The sequence below is a fragment of the Pseudarthrobacter adonitolis genome (genome assembly GCF_055412845.1).
The window spans coordinates 68,378-83,806 of sequence record NZ_JBVAYW010000009.1; the positions used below are offsets into that span (position 1 = coordinate 68,378).

Genomic DNA, 15,429 nt, shown 5'->3' on the forward strand with positions numbered 1-15,429 from the left:
GGGACCACAACGACCACCAATCCTCCTACCAGCACTGCGGAGCAGACCATGGGATCAGAACAAGCCCGCGAAGAGTACCTCGACATCTTCACCAAAATTCAAGCCCTCGCCCCCGGCGACTGGACAAAAATTACACCCGACAAACCAGGAATGGTTTGCCCCCTCCCTGACGGGACAGAGGGCACCCAAGTCTCATTCGATGCCCATCGGAGCCCGCTGAGCCGGGAAGAAATGGATTCTCTCCACGACAAGGTCAAGACCGAGTTTGAGACTACCGGTTTCACCGTCACGCAACACACCGACGGAGGCGAAAACTTTGTCAGAAGAACCGGCGTGTTCGGCCCCAAAAAGTTCGTCATGGGACTTACCACAGGCAAATACGGCATCGCCCTCGGCGGGAATACCCGTTGTTTTTCCGACCCGGAAGCGAAATTCCGCTAGAAGTCCGGCTGCACGGAAAGCTGACGGTCTGGGCCAGGTGGCGTCGCTAAATCAATCCAGAGAGATTCAATTCAGTTCGAGCCAAACGACAACGAGTCCAAGCCGTTCTTCCATGTCAAACAGCTGCCAGGGCACGCGGTTCCAGAGGGGGTCGCCGGAAGCTCCTGGACGAGTCTAAAGTAGGCGAACTGAAGACTCTCCGGGCCCAAGGCTTCACCGTGTCACGGCTGGCTGAGTTGTTCCGCATCTCGGAGCCGTCCGTCTACCGCTACCTAAACGCCTGAGCAGAGAAGCTCGCTGTGGCCCCTGTCATCCCTGAGCTTCCGTCGCTTTTGACTGTGAGGCTACGGAAGTGCGCACTTGATCGTTTACGTAGTCCAGATACGCCTCGGACTTTTCCATCCCAACCGCCTTCGCGAAGGCCACACCGAAGGCCGTGGGGCGCAGGATTCCCCGGACAAATTCGACGCTGATGATGTCTGGATCGCGCTGAGCTTCTTTTGCAGCCTTGAAGTCCGGGTGTTCCTCCACCCAGTCGTAGGCTGCTGCACGCGCAAGGTGCTCGTCATATTGAACTTCCACCAGTCCTAAGCGAACCCAGTTATCTACGTACGTCGGCAAAAGCTCAGGGATCGAGTTGAGTCCAGGGCACGTGTCCACTACTTCAATCAGGTGAGAGCGGAGTTTGAGTTGTGCCCCCTCCTTTGTTTTACCGATGACGCTGGCTACCGCCAGAGCTAAGGTTGCAAGAGGGTACTTGAGCACAGGGATTTCTTCCGCCGTAAGTTGGCGAATGACTTCGACGAACGCAGGGTGCACACCGCTGTTCTGGCGGTCATCGGAGGCTGAAGCGAGCAAGTCCAGGTAGAGCTTCCTCAGTTCTGGCTCATCTAGGCTAAACGCAAGCCCTTGCATGGCAGGTGCGGCTATGGACGGTTTCGGCGCAACCCTGTGTTCCTCCGGGATTGCTTCGACACGGGGCCGCATATCCTCTTCAAAGCCGTGCTCGAAGTATTCGGCGCTCAGGCCGAGCATTTTTCTGATTGGCCGAAAGACCTGAAGGAAAACAGCTTCCTTTACTGCGATCCGCTTGGCGCGGAGATGAGCAGCTTGCTTGAAAGGCTCTGTTTCCTTTGCCGCCGCTACTAGCTCCTGCCGGATGGTCTGCTCGGTATCCCGTATATCTTTGGCGGTCTCATGCACGATTCGCCCTGCCACTACTCCGGCAGCCCCAATTATCTGTTCCCCAGTCATCGCCACAGCATATCGGGGTGACTCCGAACCACGAGAGCGGACCCGCCCCAGTGACCGCTTAGCATGAACCCATGACTGAACTGAGTGCTTTCCTCCCGACCATTGTGGCTAGCGCGTTTGGTGGTGGACTGGTAGCAGGTGCTTTTGGTGTGTACAACCGAGTTGCATCCAATAACGACGAGCATGACAAGTGGCGTAGGGATCAAAAAGTTGAGGCTTACGGAAACTATTTGAACCTCGCCCAAGCGCTCGTGGTCGCCTGCTCTGGTTACCGGGGAGGACAGGTCAGCAAGGACGAAACTTTCGCAGCCTTCAGCAATGCACAACTTGGCGCACTGGAGTTGCTGGCACCTGGCCCCGTTCGAGAAGTTGCCAGGGAGGTGGAAACCATCTGCGACCAGATATTCCACGCAATTGTCTTCGACACCTCCCTGGATGAGCGGTCTGAGTTCAGGGCTGCGATTGACCAATACCTCGAAAAAAAGCAGGCATTTGTTGCTTTGGCGCAACATGACCTGAACATCAAGGTTCCCGAATACCCGGTGAGCGGAAGCCACTTGGTAGGGCTGTCGTGAACGTCGAGCTAGACGCCGGAATCAGGCCGGACATTAAACCAGCCGCCCAGCGTGAACCGATGAAGCTTCACCTCGTATTCGTTTGGGGTTTCATTGCTTCCCTCGGTGTAGTGGGTGGAACGATCTGGCTCTTCGCTGCTTACGAGACGGGAACTTGGTGGTGGCCCACTCAGGAGCCAAAGTTGAGCCAGGACAAGTGGTTTGAGGTTGTCAGAAACGCTGTGACAGCGGCTGCCGCGCTCGGCGTGGGCGTCACACTCTTTTTCTCCTACCGACGGCAGCAAACCGCCGAAGAAACGCAGCGAATCGGCGCGGAGGCTCAGCGCACTGCCGCCAAGGCACAGGAGACGGCGGCTGAAGCCCTGCAACTTTCTACAAAGCAGCACGGACTCGACCAGGAACGCCGAAAGGATGCCGTCACTGCTGAGTTGAGGACGCGGTATGCCCAAACTGCTGAACAGCTAGGTTCCAGTCATCTGCCTGTACGGCTTGCAGGCATCTACAGCCTTGCTGCATTGGCGGATGACTGGGCCGCGAATGAAAACGAGGCTGAAAGACAAGTCTGTATCGATTTGCTCGGAGCATACTTCAGGTCTGGGCAATCCGCTCAAGAGGAAGGTGTCCGGCAGGAGTTAGTGGCTGCCACCCTCGATGTGGTTCTGACCCGGTTGCGGCCTGACTGCCCGGAGGAGAGGTCTTGGAGCCAGTCCCGAGTTGTCCTCGTTGAGCCTGGAAGCTTGCCATCCCTAAGCAAAGTAGTTGTAAAAACAGGCGGTTCCCTGCTCATTCGCGGGGGACGTCTGGCAGCGCGTGGCTACTACTTAGGACAGGTGGAGACCAGGGGAGGGAACGTAGCGGTGGAAGACCTTAGTCTTTCCAACGGCAGCAGCCTCGTCATAGCAGACTGTATCTTGCTGAGCGGACGGTTGAGCGTCGCAAATAGGAAGGGAACGGACGAGTATTCGAAGCGGCCAGAGTTCTTTGTGCGGAACTTGATGCTTGACGGAGCCAGCTTCAGTTTGAATGTTCCGGGCAGCACGGCCCATTTTTACAACTGCACCTTCAGGTCGGGGACGTTCTTGCTGATAAGCGAGGGAGCGTACTTCAAACATTGCCGTTTCGAAGGAAACGTCTTCGAAGAATTTGATGCCATCAGAGAAGGGATGACTGTGATGGCCAAAGGAGTGCGCGTGGAGGACTGTTCCTTCGAGAACGACGCCCCCGTCCTCACCAACACAGGCGAGCTAACTGAGGTACCCAAGTTGCCCTTTTAGGGGTCGTGATATGACATAGAGCGCTGGCCCTTCACCCGGAACCTGAGGCGCCGAACATTATCCCGTGGGCATTGGCATGGCGGCCAATAACCCCGGACGTGATCACCACGTGAGCACACAACGCCGATGATCACTGGTTACGGGCGGTGACGGTCAACCTGGTCGAACCGCCAAATCCCTTGGAATGACAGGCTAGAAGGTTCGGGCGGTTCCGGCAGGTTACGCGTGTCAAATGACTGTAAATCAGCTGGCAACGCCTACGGGGGTTCGAATCCCTCATCTGCCACCCAAGGAAAAGCCTCCGGAACCACCAGGTTCCGGAGGTTTTTTTGTGCCCAAAATCGGGGAGAAATCGTCGTCGACATCAGCCTTGGCCTCGGCGTAGGCTGGCAACATCGGCGCACGTGCCCCCGATGCCCTGTGTCGATACATCAATCGATGAAGGAGAACCAATGAGCGTTGTACGTGAATTTATGACCACGGATGCACAGTGTATTAAGGAGCATCAGTCCCTCGCAGATGCCGCCCGGATGATGATGGATCTGGACTGCGGATCGCTGCCGATCTGCGGCGATGACGGCAAGTTGAAGGGCATGATCACCGACCGCGACATCGTGCTCAAGTGCGTTGCTGCCGGCCGTGATCCACGCGAGATGCTGGCCCGCGACCTCGCCACAGGCAGCCCTCACTGGGTGGACGCCGATGCCAATGTTGATGCCGCCATCGACATCATGGAAAGGCACCAAATCCGGCGGCTCCCGGTCATCGCCGACCATAAGTTGGTCGGCATCATCAGCCAGGGCGACATTGCGCGCAACTACACCGAGGAGCGCGTGGGCGAACTGGTGGAGCACATTTCGGAACGCCACCCGATGTCTGCGTAGTCAGACAAATTCCCGCATGGCCTTGTTCGCGGCTCCTTGCCTTAAGGTTCGGAACCGCGAACAAGTTCGGAAAAGCTGGACCGCGAACTGGGCTGGACCGCAGCCTAGTTGAGCGCGATCAGGAGCATCTGGTTGGTCCCGGGGATGCAGGTCTGCAGGATGGCCCGGGGGAACCCGCCGAATACCGCGATGACATCGTTGGTGGTTCCCGGGTTGGGGACCCGGCCCCTGGCTGTCGCCGTGTACGTCCCGTAGCCCGGAATGCTGACGGTCTCGCCCACGCCGATGCCGGAGAAACGCGCCCACCCGCCGCAGAAATCGTGCTCCGTGATGAAAAGCAGCGGTCGGAAGAATGGAAGGGCCACGATCAGGAGTGCGTGCAGGTTCCGGAAGAACCCGCGGCGGGGGTCCGTGTCCAGCCACAGGTTCGCGGCGTAGTCGAGGGCGAAAATACCCCACGTCAGCCACATCACCGTCTCAAGCCATTCCGCGCCGTTGCCCTCTACGCGGCCAATCACCTGCCACGCATACGCCGCCAGGAAAATCCTACGTGGCTGCTCGATCCTGCGGACTTGCCAGCAAGTTACTGGTGGGTAACATTGGAGCATGCACCTGCTTCTGCGAACCCTCCTGATGCTGTTCACGTCCGCCCGCCGCTCCGCACTGACTATCTGGGACTCGTCGTCCCTGCCGCTGCGGGTCCTGCCCACCGACATCGACATCGCCATGCACGTCAACAACGGCATGTACTTTTCCCTTATGGACCTGGGCCGGTTTGACCTGATGGTCCGCAGCGGCGTGTGGAAGACAATGCGCCGGCGTGGCTGGAGCCCGGTAGCAGCGGGGGAGACCATCGCCTTCCGGAAGTCGCTGCAGCTGTGGCAGCAGTACACCATCGAAACAAAGATCATCGGCCTGGATGCCAAGGCCATCTACTTTGAGCAGCGTATGGTGTCCGACGGCGAGATTTATGCGCGTGCCTACATCGCCACCCGCTTGGTCAGCAAGGGCAGGCCGGTGAGCCAGGAGGAGATCCTGCGCGAATTTGGCCAGCCTCCTGCCGAGCTGGAACTTCCCGAGTGGATCCACGAATGGCGCGAGACCAACGCCCTTCCGGGCAGTCGGACGCCGGCCCCGCACCTGTGGGAAGCGCGGGCCTAGACGTACATCATGGCGGCTACGCCCCGACGTCGCGCCGGTGCAGCGCCGCGGCGGCCAGCGCCACCAGGGCTGCCGAGATGCCCCAGAGCCACGCGGCAACCGCCCAGTCCGCCCCGTTGGCCACCGGCGAATTGCCGTATGCCCAGTGGTAGGGGCTCAGGTTCAGCAGCCACTCCACGTCCGCGCTCTGACGTCCCACCGCGTTGAAGACGTATCCCAGGACCCCCACTGCGGCACCGGCGGCCAGGCCATAGGTCCGCCGGCCGGATACAGCGCCCACGCACAGGGCGGCAGTTCCGCTCAGGAGGGCAAGACCGGAGAAAAGCACAGCCGCGCCGAAGAGGTTCTCCGGCCGGATGTCTAGCTGGGCCGAATCATTGAGCAGCCGGACAAGCACAAAGACCAGCGCTGCGAGCAACACCACCCGTAGAAACAGGGAAAGCGCGCGCTCCAGCACCACCTGGACACGCGTCACACCGTGGGCGAGCGTGAGCTCCATCTGGCCGGACTCCTCGTTGCCGCCCACCGCGGCGGCTCCCCAGGAAACGGAGGCGATGGTCATCAGCAGGAAGCCGATCAGACCGAACAACGTGGCTTGGGTGTAGCCGGGGCCGGAGGCGATCTGGTCGTAGTTCATGGCCTTGGTCATTTCCGCAGGCAGCGCATCGATCATGTCCTGCATCTGCGCACTCCCGCCGATGGACGGGTACAGCGGCAGGTAGAGGAACGTGGCGGCGGCCAGGCCCGCGGCCCACGCCGCGGTGGAGCGCCAGGAATCAAAGAAGGCCCGGCGGAAGATCGGCAGGGTGGTGCTCATCGCGCGGCGTCCCGCTGGTCCGTTTCTGCCGGACTTGAGTACATCTTGAGTACCGACTCCTCAAGATCCGGTTCCTCCAGCACCAGGTCCGTCAGCTCCAGAGCGCCCAGGGCCCTGACCAGCGGCTGGATGGCCCCCTCCACGGTCGCCGAAAGGGTGACGCTGCCGCCGGACTCCAGCACCTCAACATGCCCGACGCCGGGCACCCCGCCCAGCAGCGCACCGGCGTCGTGCGCTGTTATCCCGTTAGCCATCAGCCGAAGGTGGCGCACCGCGCCTTCGCGCAGGCTGCTGACGGACTCGACGGTGACGATCTGGCCGTCCCGCAGGATGGCCACCGTGTCAGCGGTCTGCTGCACCTCACTGAGGACGTGCGAACTCAGGAAGATGGTCTGCCCCTTGTTCTGCGCCTCCCGCACCATGGCGTGGAACTCCTGCTGGACCAGCGGATCCAGGCCGCTGGTGGGCTCATCGAGGACCAGCAGCTCGGGATCGTGCATGAATGCCTGGACCAGCCCCAGTTTCTGCTTGTTTCCCTTGGAAAGCTTGCGCGTGTGGCGGTCCAGGTCCAGGGCCAGCCGTTCGGCCAGCTCATCGATCCGGCCCCGCGCCACGGGACCGCTGATGGCCTGGTAGTGGGCCAGGAGTTTGCGGCCCGTGACACGTCCTTCGAGGAACAGCTCGCCGGGGAGGTAGCCGATCCGGCGGCGGAGTTCCGGACCTCCCACCCGGGGATCCGTACCCAGCACGAGGACCTCCCCGGATGTCGGGCGGATGATGTCCAGCAGGCAGCGCATGGTGGTGGTCTTGCCCGCTCCGTTGGGGCCGATCACGCCGAACACGGAACCTGCCTCCACGCTGAAATCCACCCCGTGGAGCACTTCCCGCCGGCCGAATTTCTTTGTGAGGGACCTGGTGGAGATTGCGCGGGCCATGCGCCCTCCTGTGTGCGGCAGTCAGCGGCTGATGAGCCCAAGAGTAGGCTTCCCAACGTCCGGTGTACACGGCCAGCCGCGGATATTCCCGATGACGCGGGAAGCGAACAGCGCACCGCCGGCCGCGACATCCATGGTGCCCTCGCGTACCGTTGAACCATGGCTACCCTTGACATCACCGGCGAACAGTTCGCATCGACCATCGAAGGCAACGACATTGTGCTCGTTGACTTCTGGGCCGAATGGTGTGGGCCCTGCAAGCAGTTTGGGCCCACGTATTCAGCCGTTTCCGAGAAGCACCCGGACGTCGCCTTCACCAAGGTGGACACCGAGGCAGAGCAGCTGCTCGCAGCCGAGGCCGGGATCACCTCCATCCCCACGCTGATGGCCTTCCGCGAAAAGGTGCTGGTCTTCTCCCAGCCGGGTGCGTTGAACGCCCAGCAGCTGGAGCAGGTCATCGACGCAGTCAAGGCCCTGGACATGGACGAGGTCCACGCCCATGTGGCGCGCTCGCAGGCGGAAGCTGAAGCGGCCGCGGAAAGCAACCCGGGCGCCACCAAGAGCGCCGGCCCCCAGGACGGCACGCAGATCCCTGAGGCGTGATTCCGGAAGGGTGAACCTTCCTTAAACCTCGAAGCGGGGCCTCTCAGTGAGAAACCCCGCTTCGCTTTAACCGATTCTTGACTGAAGGTTACAGGCGTTCCAGCTGCACGGGCTCGGCCAGCAGCGCGCTCAGCGATTCGTTCAGGTCCTGGACGGCCGTGCCCTTGGAGTGCTTGTCGAGATCCTCCTCGGACGCCCATCGTTCCGTGAGGACCAGCTTGGCCTCGGTGGCCTCGGTCAGCTCGTAGCGGATGCAGCCGGGTTCGTTCACCACCTCGTCGATGGCGATTTCCAGGGCGAGCTTCACGCGGAAGAACTCGCCGTCGTTGGGGATGAACGTTGTCTGCAGGTCGATGGGTGCACTCATGGATTTCACAATACCGGGCCGATGCAGGCGGTCCGCCCTGTTTACGCGCGGACACCCTCCTGTTGCGCTTCTCTGGCCCGGCTCCTGTTGGTAGCGTGCCACCATGCGCGCTTACACAGCCGGGGACACTGACGTCCCGCTCCTCGAGGAAACCATCGGCCAGAACTTCGAGCTGGTGGTGGCCCGGTTCCCCTTCCACGACGCGCTGATCGAGGCCGCGCCGGTGCCGGGCGCTGACGCCCGCCGCTGGAGCTACACCAAAATGAACGACGACGTCGATCGCCTCGCGCGTGCGCTCCTCGCCTCGGGGGTGGCCAAGGGGGACCGGGTGGGCATCTGGAGCCCGAACTGCGCCGAATGGACCCTTCTGCAGTACGCCACGGCCAAGGTGGGTGCCATCCTGGTGAACGTGAACCCGGCCTACCGGAGCCACGAACTGGAGTTTGCGGTGAAGCAGAACGGTATGCGGATGCTGGTGGCGGCACCGTCGGACCGGAGCAGCGACTATGTAGGCATGGCGCGCCAGGCGCTCGCCGACTGCCCGGACCTGCGGGAGCTGGTGTTCCTGCCGGATCACGGAATGGACGGGCTCGACGCAGGTGACCCCCAAAGCGACGCGGAGCTGACTTACGCCGAGCTGCTCAAGCGGGCTGACGCCGTCGGCCATTCCGGCCTGAAAGCCCGCATGGCGGAGCTGGACCCGCACGATCCCATCAACCTGCAGTACACCTCCGGGACCACGGGCTTCCCCAAGGGCGCAACGCTGACGCACCACAACATCCTGAACAACGGGTACTCGATCGGGGAGCTGCTGGGCTACACGGAACATGACCGGGTGGTGATTCCGGTGCCGTTCTACCACTGCTTCGGGATGGTGATCGGCAATCTGGCAGCCCTCAGCCACGGCGCGGCCACCATCATCCCCGGGCGCGGCTTCACGCCGGCGGCGGCGCTGGAAGCGGTCCAGGACTTCGGCGGGACATCGCTGTACGGCGTGCCCACCATGTTCATCGCCGAGCTGGCGCTGCCGGACTTTGCCTCCTACGACCTGGCCACGCTCCGCACCGGCGTCATGGCAGGATCGGTGTGCCCCATCGACGTGATGAACCGGGTGATCTCGGAGATGCGCATGGTGGATGTGGCCATTTGCTACGGCATGACCGAGACCTCCCCGGTGTCCACCATGACCCGGAACGGTGACACCCTGCAGCAGCGCACCGAGACCGTGGGCCGCACCATGCCCAGGCTGGAAAGCCAGATCGTGGACCATGGCAGCGGCGAGGTGCTGGAGCGGGGCGAGATCGGCGAGCTGTGCACCCGGGGTTACGCCGTGATGGCCGGTTACTGGGCCCAGCCGGACAAGACCGCGGAAGCCATCGACGCCGACGGCTGGATGCACACCGGCGACCTCGCCCGGATGGACGACGACGGCTACGTGGTGATCGAAGGCCGGATCAAGGACCTGGTGATCCGCGGCGGAGAAAACATCTATCCGCGCGAGATCGAGGAGTTCCTGTATAGCCACCCGTCCATCCAGGACGTGCAGGTGATCGGGGTGCCCGATGCCAAGTACGGCGAGGAACTGATGGCCTGCATCATCCTCACGCCGGGCGCGGAACCGCTGGACGCGTCCGCCGTGGCCGACTTCTGCCGCGGGAAGCTGGCACACTACAAGATCCCGCGCTACGTGGACGTCCGCGAAAGCTTCCCGATGACCGTTTCGGGGAAGATCCGCAAGGTGGAGATGCGCGAGGAAGCCGTGGCCCGGCTGGGGCTCTAACGGCCAGCAGTCTCGTCGAGGGGAGGTTGTCGGCTCAGGTTCCCGGGGTCACCCCAAGCTGCGCCATGAGGCCGGCAACATCGTAGTAGCGGCGTTCCTCGGTGACTTCCCCTTCAGCATTGAACTTCGAGAAGACAGCCGCGTTATTGATGAAGGATTTTCCGGTGGCGGGAATCTCGCCACCGGGCGATGCCAATGGTCCCTGATGCGTCCCGCGCAGGGTGTACTCGGCTGCGAACGTCTCGCCGTCCTGGAACAGGGGCCCCACGGTGAGACTGACGTCGGGGAAGGCCCGCAGGAGTTCCACCATGTCCTGCTCAATGGCGTCCCGCCCCTTCAACGGCTGCGGGTAGAGCGGGTCGTTGACAACCGCGTCCACGGCATAGGTTGCCGCAAAGGCCTTCGCATCATGAGAGTTAAGGGCCTCCACTGACCTGGCAATTACGTCTGCGCTCATCGTTTGCTCCTTGAATGGTCCTGTTGTCCGCTGTTCGGGACAACTCCAGACTGCCGGGCTCCAAGGCCGGGCGGATCGGTCAACTGACCCATTTCCTGACCGATGCCGGCGGCGCCCATAGGGCGGATCCCGCGGCCCGCGCCCGTAGTTCCGTCCCTAGGGAACGGCAGTGTGAAGTGCTCTAATTGAATCGTGACGCTGGAGGAAGTGACAGCGAGAGGCTACGCGGCACTGGAAGCGGGGCGGTGGGTGGATGCGCGCGCCGCGTTTGAGGAGGTTCTCTCGGGCACCGGATCGCCGGGCGCGCTCGCAGGCTTGGGCGACGCCCTCTTTTTTCTCGGCGACCTTGGTGAAAGCGTCCGCTGCCGTGAGCGCGCCTACGCTGCCAGCCGCCGTGCTGGCAATGTTCCGGAGGCAATCGATTCCGCTGTATGGCTGTGCCTTGTCTACGGGATGTCCCTTGGCAACGAGGCCGCGGCGCGGGGCTGGCTTGCCCGTGCGGAGAGCATGGCCGGGCCCGGCGACGGACTGTCCCGGGCCTGGGTTGATTACTGCGCGGCGCTGCTGGCTACGGATGCCCATCACTGCCGCGACCTGATCGAGCGCGCGCTGGCCACGTCCCATGAGTTGGGCGACCCGGACCTGGCAGTCTGCGCGCTTGCGGAGCGCGGGGTGGTCCTGGTCAAGGGTGGCGAGGTCCAGGCCGGGCTTCGCTGCGTGGACGAGGCGATGGCCAGCGCCCTGGGTGGCGATGGAACGACGTTCTACACCGTGGTCATGGCGAGCTGCTCGATGCTGACGGTCTGCGACCTCCTCAGCGACCTCGGGCGGGCTACCCAATGGTCGCTGGCTGCAGATGACTACATGAGGGCCTACGGCTGTCCATACCTTTACGCTCAGTGCCGCATGGTCCACGGGCGGGTGCTCCTGCTGACGGGTCATTGGGCCGAAGCCGAGGACGAGCTGCGGCATGCGGCGGCAAGTACGAAGGACGTCTTCCCCGGTATGTACCACAGGGCCATCGCGAGTCTCGCCGAGCTCCGTCTGCGCCAAGGACATTTCGACGAGGCCAGGGCTTTGATCGAGAGGATCGGCGCTCCGGTCGAGACCAGCCTGGTGGCGGCGGGCCTGGCCCTCGGAAGCAACGAACCGGTGGCGGCCGTGGCCCTGGCAGAGCGTTGGCTTCGTTCGGAAAATGAGGGTACCGGCGACGTCGTTCCTACATTGCATGCCGGCGGGCACCGGACCTCTCTGGAAACAGCGGGCGCACGCAGCCTGCTGGTGGAGGCTCAGCTGGCAGCAGGCAATCCTGCGGCTGCTGCAGTGGCCGCCGAGCACCTTGGCGACCTTGACGCCAGCGCCGGAGGAGTACGCTTGGTGTCCGCGCATGCCGCCCTGGCCAGAGGCCGGGTGGCAGCTGCCGAGGGCCGGCTGGAGCCTGCCACGGGTTACTTTGAAGACGCCCTCAAATGGTTCGGGCACTTGGAGCTTCCGCTGGAAGCCGCGCGCACGCGGCTCGAACTTGCGAGTGTTTTCGCCCAAGGCCAGCCCACGCTCGCTATCTCCGAAGCCCGCGCTGCCCTGTCAGCGCTGGACAAGCTGGGGGCGTCCCATGAGGCCGATACGGCAGCGGCACTGCTGCGATCGTGGGGCGCCGGGGGCAGATCGGTTCCGCGCGAAGCCGGCGTCCTCACCCGGCGTGAGCATGAAATCCTCGGGCTGCTGGTTGAGGGCTATTCGAATCCTGAAATTGCGGGGCAGCTGTTCATCAGCCACAAGACAGTGGCCCCCCACGTAAGCAGTGTGCTGGACAAGCTGGGCCTTCGCAACCGTGCTGAAGCTGCAGTTTACGCCGCCCGCCTGGGCTCTAATTGATGTTGCGGTTGATGGCCCGGACGCCCACAACGAGTCCGACGGCGGCCGTCCCCGATGCGGCGAGGAGGCCCAGGAACGTGTCGGTCCCGACGCTGCCGGCGAACAGTTCGCGCTCAGCGTTGACCAGGTAGGTCAGGGGGTTGAAGAGGCTGGCGGTCTTCATCCAGTCCGGTCCGGCTTCGATGGGCAGCATGATGCCGGACAGGATCATCAGCGGGAAGAGCAGCGTCTGCTGCACACCCCAGAAGATCCACTCCTTGTTCTGCGATACCAGGGCCAGCGCGTAGGAGAGGGCGCCGAGTCCGATGCCGAAAATGCCCAGGACGACCAGGCCGAACAGCACATGCAACGGGTAGAAGACAAAGCCGAACGGGATGCAGACCACGGCAATCAGCAAGCCCTGCACCACCAGCGGCGCCCACTCCTTCAGCGCCCGCCCGATCATCAGCGACGAACGGGACAGCGGCGTGGCCAGAATCCGCTCGTACGAACCGGTCATCAGCTCATACTGCAGGTTGGAGCCGGTCATGGACGTGCCGAACAGGGCAATCATGACCACGACGCCGGGCAGGAACCACTGGAGTGTGGACTGGCCGCCGAATGCCGGTGCGCCCACGGCCGCGCCGAGCAACGGCCCGAAAAGGCCCAGGAACACGAGAGGCTGGAGCAGCGAGAAGACCAGCGAGAACGGATCCCGCAGCGGCAGCAGCATCTCGCGCCAGAACACGTATTTGGTGTCATGCAGGATCTGGACGAGGCCCGGCCTTTCCATGATCTCGGTGGTGCTGTGCACAGCCATCAGCGGTCTGCTCCCTCCCGCAGGTTGCGGCCGGTCAACTCCAGGAACACGTCGTCCAGGGTTGGCGATTTCAGCTCCAGGGACTGGGCCGGAGCGCCGGCGTCGTTCATCTGTTGCAGCAGCACCGGCGCCAGCCGTGCGCCTTCGGTGAGCCGCAGACGGAAGCGGACCACGCCGTCGTACGAGTTTTCGTTGACCTCACCGCCCGCGGCGGCCCGCCCCAGCAGCCCGCGCACGCCCGCTGCGGAATCCGCCGCAACCTCAACGGCCAGCAGGTCACCGGCGAGGTTGGACTTCAGCCGGGCGGCTGTGTCATCGGCGATGATCTGGCCGTGGTCAATCACAATCACGCGCTCGGACATCGAATCGGCCTCGTCCATGTAGTGCGTGGTCAGGACGATGGTGGTGCCGTGCTCGGCGCGCATCCGCATGATGTGCTCCCATAGGTTGGCCCGGTTCTGCGGGTCCATGCCGGTGGACGGTTCATCCAGGAACAGCAGCCGCGGGGAGTGCATCAGGCCCAAGGCCACGTCCATCCGCCGCCGCTGCCCGCCGGACAGCTTGATAACGGTGCGTTTGGCGAGGTCAGCCAGGTCCAGGGATTTCAGCAGCTCCTGCGCCCGGGCGGCAGCATCCGTGGAGTTCATACCGTAGAAGCGGCCCTGCATGATCAGTTCGTCGATGACCCGGAAGCTGTGGCCGCCGCCGTTGCCCTGGCCGATGTAACCGATCCGGGCGCGTACTCCGGCCGGGTCCGCTGCGACGTCCACGCCCGCGACCGTTGCCGTGCCGGAAGTGGGCCGGAGCAGCGTGGTGAGCATACGGAGGGTGGTGGATTTGCCCGCGCCGTTCGGGCCAAGGAAGGCGACAAGCTCGCCCGGGGCAACATCGATGTCGACTCCCTTGACGGCTTCTACCGTTTCCTTCTTGACGACGAAAGTTTTGGTCAGCTTGTCAGTGTGGATCATGGGTGACTCCAGAGAACTCGGAACTCCGGGGCTCTGGTGGGGGCTCCATGGCGCCACGCTATACCCATCCGCGGCCCGAGTCCACGGTAAGAAGTCCACGGTAAGAAGTCCACGAAAAAGGGGCGATGCAAAGGCCGCACGAACGGACACTTGTGGCCCTGAGCGCTAGAACCCGGGGACGTCAGTGCCGGCGATGGTCCTGGATCGTCATCCGCGGCCCGAACGTCGGTTTACGGAAACCGCTCAGGCCGATCATCCGGACCACCCGCTGCCGGTGCCCGGTCCACGGCTCAAGAAGGGCCAGCATGCCCGCGTCATCCGTCCGTCTTCCGGTGAGGGCGGCGCCCACATAGGCGGCGAGGTGGTAGTCGCCCACCGCGATGGAGTCAGGGCAGCCGTGCGTCCGCTGCACCACTTCGGCCGCGGTCCACACCCCGATACCGGGAATCACCTGCAGCTTTGCTGCCGCCTCCGCCGCCGGCAAGGCGGCCAGCCGTTCAAGCGCGACGGCGGATCGCAAGGCCCGCATAACGGTCGCCGAACGCTGGGGACCCACTCCGGCCTGGTGCCATTCCCACGAGGGGATGCGCAGCCACTGCTCAGGGATGGGCTGGACGCGGAGCCCTTCCGGCGCGGCGCTTCCGGCCGCCGGAGCAAGTGAGCCGAACCGGTACATCAGGTACCGGTAGCCGCGGCGGGCCTCAATGACGGTGACCTTCTGCTCGAGGATGGTGGGCACGAGGCATTCAACCACCCGCCCGGTGGAGGGCAGCCGGACAGCCAGGTTCCGGCGTCGGGCGTCACGGACCAGCCGGGGGAGCGTGGCATGGAAGTGGGGTTCGTCAAACGCCGACCAGTCGTCCTCGGCGCCCAGGAGCAGGGGCACCCCGGCGAGTCCGGCGGCGGAACCGGGACCCCAGGCTTGGGCATCCACAGCCCCATCCGTGGCAGCGGTGAGGCGCAGCGTGACCGGGCCGTCCGGCGTCGTAAACGCCGTCCATATCCCGTCCGGCCGGAACGAAAACGACGGATCTCCCGTACCCCGCAGGAGTGTGCCCAGCGTCTGGTGCAGGCTGTACGGGCCGTCCGGATACCACCGCAGGGACGCATCCCCGGCGGCGGCAAGCCGGGACGGGGCGTCAAGGATGGTCATGTATTCATGGTCCCACGGTGGGCTGACAACGTAGCTTCCGGACCCCTTACAGAGCGAAGATGCCGGGACTAGACTCCATCGTGTGG

General features: G+C 63.5%; 17 protein-coding genes and 1 pseudogene. 9 read left to right on the forward strand and 9 right to left on the reverse strand.

Going from position 1 to position 15,429, the window contains the following annotated elements; translation table 11 throughout:
• Positions 1-48 precede the first annotated feature (48 nt).
• Positions 49-441, forward strand: a complete 393-nt coding sequence (locus tag ACZYZ4_RS11470) for a hypothetical protein (protein ID WP_463860942.1) — start codon at positions 49-51, stop codon at positions 439-441.
• A gap of 50 nt (positions 442-491) precedes the next feature.
• Positions 492-725: a helix-turn-helix domain-containing protein gene (locus ACZYZ4_RS11475; RefSeq protein WP_463861025.1), complete on the forward strand. Its 234-nt coding sequence runs from the start codon at positions 492-494 to the stop codon at positions 723-725.
• A gap of 25 nt (positions 726-750) precedes the next feature.
• Here ACZYZ4_RS11475 and ACZYZ4_RS11480 read toward each other — a convergent pair whose 3' ends face one another.
• Positions 751-1,695, reverse strand: a complete 945-nt coding sequence (locus tag ACZYZ4_RS11480) for a DUF4393 domain-containing protein (protein WP_463860944.1) — start codon at positions 1,693-1,695, stop codon at positions 751-753.
• A 71-nt stretch (positions 1,696-1,766) separates the two neighbouring features.
• Here ACZYZ4_RS11480 and ACZYZ4_RS11485 point away from each other — a divergent pair, with 71 nt between their 5' ends.
• The 3 genes from ACZYZ4_RS11485 to ACZYZ4_RS11495 all read left to right on the forward strand — a co-directional run bounded on the left by ACZYZ4_RS11485 (position 1,767) and on the right by ACZYZ4_RS11495 (position 4,428).
• Entirely contained in the window at positions 1,767-2,270 is a 504-nt protein-coding gene (locus ACZYZ4_RS11485; protein ID WP_463860946.1) for a hypothetical protein, read from the forward strand.
• A complete protein-coding gene (locus ACZYZ4_RS11490; protein ID WP_463860947.1) occupies positions 2,267-3,544 on the forward strand; it encodes a hypothetical protein in 1,278 nt (425 codons plus the stop codon). The genes ACZYZ4_RS11485 and ACZYZ4_RS11490 overlap by 4 nt, the downstream gene beginning before the upstream one ends.
• 452 nt (positions 3,545-3,996) lie before the next feature.
• A complete protein-coding gene (locus tag ACZYZ4_RS11495) occupies positions 3,997-4,428 on the forward strand; it encodes a CBS domain-containing protein (protein WP_463860949.1) in 432 nt (143 codons plus the stop codon).
• A gap of 104 nt (positions 4,429-4,532) precedes the next feature.
• On the opposite strand, the pseudogene ACZYZ4_RS11500 reads toward ACZYZ4_RS11495, so the two are convergent.
• A pseudogene (locus ACZYZ4_RS11500) lies at positions 4,533-4,766 on the reverse strand (LysM peptidoglycan-binding domain-containing protein); the annotation flags it as partial.
• 268 nt (positions 4,767-5,034) lie between these two features.
• Here ACZYZ4_RS11500 and ACZYZ4_RS11505 point away from each other — a divergent pair.
• The gene (locus ACZYZ4_RS11505) at positions 5,035-5,589 is read left to right on the forward strand and encodes an acyl-CoA thioesterase (protein ID WP_463860951.1); all 555 of its coding nucleotides are present in this window, start codon (positions 5,035-5,037) and stop codon (positions 5,587-5,589) included.
• A 16-nt stretch (positions 5,590-5,605) separates the two neighbouring features.
• Here ACZYZ4_RS11505 and ACZYZ4_RS11510 read toward each other — a convergent pair whose 3' ends face one another.
• The gene (locus tag ACZYZ4_RS11510; RefSeq protein WP_463860953.1) at positions 5,606-6,406 is read right to left on the reverse strand and encodes an ABC transporter permease subunit; all 801 of its coding nucleotides are present in this window, start codon (positions 6,404-6,406) and stop codon (positions 5,606-5,608) included.
• On the reverse strand, positions 6,403-7,341 hold the full coding sequence (locus ACZYZ4_RS11515) for an ABC transporter ATP-binding protein (protein WP_463860955.1): 939 nt from the start codon (positions 7,339-7,341) through the stop codon (positions 6,403-6,405). The genes ACZYZ4_RS11510 and ACZYZ4_RS11515 overlap by 4 nt, the downstream gene beginning before the upstream one ends.
• Before the next feature lie 159 nt (positions 7,342-7,500).
• On the opposite strand from ACZYZ4_RS11515, the gene ACZYZ4_RS11520 reads away from it, so the two are divergent.
• Positions 7,501-7,944, forward strand: coding sequence for a thioredoxin family protein (locus ACZYZ4_RS11520; protein ID WP_463860957.1), 444 nt, complete (start codon positions 7,501-7,503; stop codon positions 7,942-7,944).
• A gap of 88 nt (positions 7,945-8,032) precedes the next feature.
• Here the strand turns inward: ACZYZ4_RS11520 and ACZYZ4_RS11525 are convergent, their stop codons facing one another.
• Entirely contained in the window at positions 8,033-8,311 is a 279-nt protein-coding gene (locus tag ACZYZ4_RS11525; protein WP_463860959.1) for a putative quinol monooxygenase, read from the reverse strand.
• A 103-nt stretch (positions 8,312-8,414) separates the two neighbouring features.
• Between ACZYZ4_RS11525 and ACZYZ4_RS11530 the strand changes: the two genes are divergently transcribed.
• Positions 8,415-10,091, forward strand: coding sequence for an AMP-binding protein (locus tag ACZYZ4_RS11530; RefSeq protein ID WP_463860961.1), 1,677 nt, complete (start codon positions 8,415-8,417; stop codon positions 10,089-10,091).
• A gap of 34 nt (positions 10,092-10,125) precedes the next feature.
• On the opposite strand, the gene ACZYZ4_RS11535 is transcribed toward ACZYZ4_RS11530, so the two are convergent.
• Positions 10,126-10,548, reverse strand: a complete 423-nt coding sequence (locus tag ACZYZ4_RS11535; protein ID WP_463860963.1) for an ester cyclase — start codon at positions 10,546-10,548, stop codon at positions 10,126-10,128.
• Between the two features lie 192 nt (positions 10,549-10,740).
• Here ACZYZ4_RS11535 and ACZYZ4_RS11540 point away from each other — a divergent pair, with 192 nt between their 5' ends.
• Positions 10,741-12,423, forward strand: coding sequence for a LuxR C-terminal-related transcriptional regulator (locus ACZYZ4_RS11540; RefSeq protein ID WP_463860965.1), 1,683 nt, complete (start codon positions 10,741-10,743; stop codon positions 12,421-12,423).
• On the opposite strand, the gene ACZYZ4_RS11545 is transcribed toward ACZYZ4_RS11540, so the two are convergent.
• The 3 genes from ACZYZ4_RS11545 to ACZYZ4_RS11555 form a co-directional block, all read right to left on the reverse strand.
• Positions 12,416-13,222 (reverse strand): ABC transporter permease, encoded by an 807-nt coding sequence (locus tag ACZYZ4_RS11545; RefSeq protein WP_463860967.1) that lies wholly within the window; start codon positions 13,220-13,222, stop codon positions 12,416-12,418. The genes ACZYZ4_RS11540 and ACZYZ4_RS11545 overlap by 8 nt on opposite strands.
• Complete coding sequence (locus ACZYZ4_RS11550; RefSeq protein ID WP_463860969.1) at positions 13,222-14,190, reverse strand: ABC transporter ATP-binding protein; 969 nt, start codon at positions 14,188-14,190, stop codon at positions 13,222-13,224. Before ACZYZ4_RS11550 ends, ACZYZ4_RS11545 begins: the two co-directional genes overlap by 1 nt.
• Positions 14,191-14,371: 181 nt before the next feature.
• Entirely contained in the window at positions 14,372-15,343 is a 972-nt protein-coding gene (locus tag ACZYZ4_RS11555) for a DNA-3-methyladenine glycosylase family protein (RefSeq protein ID WP_463860970.1), read from the reverse strand.
• Positions 15,344-15,429 lie beyond the last annotated feature (86 nt).